At 39.4% G+C, this 3,943-nt stretch carries 3 protein-coding genes; all 3 read right to left on the reverse strand.

Annotated elements, in window-relative coordinates; translation table 11 throughout:
- Positions 1 to 129 precede the first annotated feature (129 nt).
- Genes HMPREF9073_RS01535 through HMPREF9073_RS01545 form a run of 3 tightly spaced genes read right to left on the reverse strand, consistent with a single transcriptional unit; the run spans position 130 to position 3,905 of the window.
- Entirely contained in the window at positions 130 to 2,628 is a 2,499-nt protein-coding gene (locus tag HMPREF9073_RS01535; RefSeq protein WP_009412217.1) for an AAA family ATPase, read from the reverse strand.
- Positions 2,629 to 2,653: 25 nt separating this feature from the next.
- Positions 2,654 to 3,109, reverse strand: coding sequence for a hypothetical protein (locus HMPREF9073_RS01540; protein WP_009412218.1), 456 nt, complete (start codon positions 3,107 to 3,109; stop codon positions 2,654 to 2,656).
- 1 nt (position 3,110) lies between these two features.
- The gene (locus HMPREF9073_RS01545) at positions 3,111 to 3,905 is read right to left on the reverse strand and encodes a hypothetical protein (RefSeq protein ID WP_009412219.1); all 795 of its coding nucleotides are present in this window, start codon (positions 3,903 to 3,905) and stop codon (positions 3,111 to 3,113) included.
- Positions 3,906 to 3,943 lie beyond the last annotated feature (38 nt).

The following is a 3,943-nucleotide window of genomic DNA, read 5'->3' on the forward strand; positions in this document are numbered from 1 at the left end:
CTACCAATTTCTCTTGTGGCTCTTCCTCATTGATAAAGGCTTTGGTCTGCGTAAGTACCTTTAACTTATCGGGAGCGTTGCCAAATTGACACTGGCAGGTTGCTCCTTGGCATACTAAATGTTTTTGGCTCATAATACATTATCTTTTATGTTGTTATCTTCTTTTCTGTTCCATACGATTTTCCCTTCCTGCCAATCGGCTATGATGCTATCACCTTCCTTAAACTCTCCTGCAATAATCTTTTTAGCTAAGGGACGACGCAGTTTAGCGCGGATAACGCCCTTTAAAGGTCGCGCTCCATATTTGATATCATACCCCTCTTCTGAAAGCTGTTCTTTGGCAGTATCGGTGATTTCTAACTGTATGTTGATATTCTTTACCAAGTCCAACAGCTCTTTCTTTAAGTGTATCTCAAATATTTTTAGCGCATTACCCTTGCTAATAGGGGCAAAAGGTATCGTTTCGGTAAGTCGCCCTAAGAACTCAGGACGGAAGTAGCTACTCATCCGCTCTAAAAGCTCAGAAGAAGTAGGGATATTTCCCTTTTCAAAAGACTGTACGATAAACTCAGAGCCTATATTGGAAGTGAAGAGCACAATAGCGTTAGAAAAGTCTCCCTCTTTGCCCAGACGGTCGTGGAGCTTACCCTCGTCCATTATCTGCAAGAAGACGTCAAATACGGAGCTATGTGCCTTTTCAATCTCATCAAAAAGCACAATAGCATAAGGCTTTTGGCGTATTTTATTTACTAATAGTCCTCCCTCTTCATAGCCTACGTAACCTGGTGGTGCCCCATAGAGCAAAGCTGCTGAGTGCTCTTCCTTAAACTCTGACATATCAAAGCGGATAATGGCATTCTCATCTTGGAATAGAAACTCAGCCAATGACTTAGCAAGCTCTGTTTTTCCCGTACCTGTGGGACCTAAAAAGAAGAAAGAGCCAATGGGCTGTCCTGCTTTATTTAAGCCTGAACGACTTTCCAAGATAGCCTCAGAGACAATTGCAATGGCGTGATCTTGCCCTACCACCCGCTGGGCTAATACGTTTTCCATATCATTGAGTCGCTGCTTTTCCTCTTCTTTGAGCTTGCCAATAGGGATGTTGGTCTTTTGAGAAATGATAAAAGCAAGGTCGTACTGAGTGATGTGGCTTCGTTTTTCTTTTGCTATGTCTTCAATACGATCAATAAGGCTGCGGCATAGGTCAAGAAGCTCATCAGTAGGGGTATTTTCAGTAAGAGTGGTATTATCTTGTGTTTCACTCTCTGAGCCACTGAGATTTTGCAGTTTTTGACATAGGTCTTTATAAAGCCACTGCGCCTGCAATTGGCGGTCTTTTTCGCTGAGGAGCTTTTTGTTTTCTCTTAGCTCCAATACTTTGCCTATAAAATAGTTGCGTTCTTTTAAGAATGACTCCCCTGCTGTTTTAAGCGATGCCATTGTCTGGTCTATCAGGTCAATTGCCGAAGCAGGCAAACTGCGCTCCTTCATAAAACGCTTGGAAAGGCGAATAGCCTCCTTGATGGTCAGGTCGTCAATGCTGATGTTGTGGTGCTTTTGATAGTCGGCTAAGGCTTGTTTGAGCATTCTAAAATGAGTGTCGTCATCGCTTTCTTCTAACCTTAAAAGTTCAAACATACCCGATAGTCCCTGTTCTTTTTCTATCTTTTTGGTGTATTCCTCAATGGTAGAGGTCGCTATAAGCCGTAAGCCTTTGGAGAGTTCGCTTTTCAGCAAGTTTGCAATAGAGGAGTCTGAACCTTGTCCGCCCAAAATAGAGTGGATTTCTTCAATAATAAGTACCGCTTTTGGGAGAGCTTTAAGCTCTTGGGCGATGTTCTTTAAGCGGTCTTCAATCTCACCCTTATAAGATGCTCCTGCCACGATAGCCCCCATATCCAACTCAAAGACTTCTAAACCAGCGAGCAACTCTGGGATTTGCTGCCATACTACTTTCTGTACAAACCCTTCTAAAACCGCTGTTTTACCTACCCCCGAATCACCGATGACCAGCACATTAGGCTTGTTAAAACGGCAGAGTATTTCAATGATTTTGTTGATTTCAGTATCGCGCCCTACTAAAAGGTCTTTTTCTTTTTGAGGTTTTACCTGTGCGTTTTTGTGGATGCAGTATTTTTGTAAGAAGTTGTTTTTCTTTTTTACTGGGGGTTCGTCAGGAGTGTTGTTAGAGAAGATGGTACCGCTTACGGTTTGGTCTTTCAGGAGTTCAGCACGAGAGACGGGAAAGGTCTTCATCTGGTCAAAGCTAAAAGCTACCCCTGGACTGCTAATAGCTACCATTACCGCAAAGAGGCTTATTTCTTCCTCTAAAAGACTCTCAGCGACCTCATTTGCCTCTGTGAAGATGGTATCAATTACCTCGTCAGGTTCGCAGCTATAAGAATGCGTGGATTTAGGAAGTTCCTCAAGACGCACCTCTGCCCATTCCTCTAAGTAAAACACGTCAATGCCCTTTGCCTCTAAGGCTTTAAGCAAGGGCAAATCGCGGTTGAGCATTGCTTTCAGCAAATGCGCTCCTGAGTAATGAGCGTGGATATGCTCCTTGCCTATCTTTTGGGCTATTTGAAGGGCTTTTTGGACTTCCTGAGTGTAGGGCTTTTGTTGCATAGGGTTTTAAAATAAGATATATTAATTATTTAAATTTGTATACATAAATTCTATCATCTTCTTTAGGATAGACCATTATAAGCCTATCTTTTAAAAACACTTCAAAGTTCCTAATTGTATCTTTTCCGTCTATAAGACAATCCAGTTTTCTATTTATTAATATTTTATTACTATACCCCCTATTTTTGAATATAATATTTCCATCACTTTTATTTCTTGTGTGAATAATAAAACCCTCTGCAGCACCATCATATATTTGCAAAATACCTAAACTATCGTAAATAACTTTTTCTTCAACAACATATTTAGTTTCTCTTATCATTTCTATTTCTGATTGTTCAACTGTAATATTTTTTTTCTCAAGAACTCTTTCTCTCTCATAAATAAATGTGCCTTCTTTTAGCATCTCTAATTTCTTAGAAGTGTTGTTGCAACTAATAAATAACAAAACAATTGTTACTAAATTTATAATCTTACTCATCTTATTGATTTTTTAAGGTTCTTAATTCTTCTACTTTACCTCTTTTCTCAACAACCACTTGTATAGCTCTCCCTTCTGCTTGTCCTAGAATATATCTTATTGCTGCTTTATATTCCTCATTTGCAGGTACATAATTTTGGTATAAACTGTCTTTCCTTACTCTTTCGGCTTCTGCTGCTGTAGTACTTATTTGAGCCTTTGGAACAATTCCAAAACATCCATAAGAACCTGCTAATTTATTTCCATTAGCACCCTTGAACCAACCTCCTATATGTATCATAACCCCCTTAGCTATGGATAAGTTTTCTCTACAACCATGAATGGGTTTTCCATTAACAAAAGTTTGCATCCTTTTAGTATGAGGTACAGCATTTAGTTCCTCTGAATTATGTTGTCTTAGTGCAAATGCATCTACACCAGCTCCAGGTGGATATGCGGTTGCTCTTGTAGCATATAAATTAACGTTTCCATTAGCAGGCTCAAAACATCTATTAGATAATTCTATATCGTCATTCCATCCCCAATTGTCATTTATTACTCCTCTTGAATACCAAGAATCTCTTGTGACATTGTATGAAGCAACAACTTTCCCATCTTTTTCAACTTTCATCTTATAAGTTGGAACAACTATTGATTCATAATCCAAGTCATTATGATCGCCATAGATAAACAAACAAGTATATCCTGTTATTTCTGTTGTTATAACTAACTTTATAGGAGACGTTCCTCCTGCAGCTCTCAGGGTAGCTGTTACGGATTTGCCTGTTTCTCTAAGTGTAATTGTTATTGTTGCCATAGGAGTTATTTTTTAGTGTTTATAACGGTTAGCGGTAT

Origin of the sequence: Capnocytophaga sp. oral taxon 326 str. F0382, assembly GCF_000318295.1 — a bacterium.
Taxonomy (GTDB): domain Bacteria; phylum Bacteroidota; class Bacteroidia; order Flavobacteriales; family Flavobacteriaceae; genus Capnocytophaga; species Capnocytophaga periodontitidis.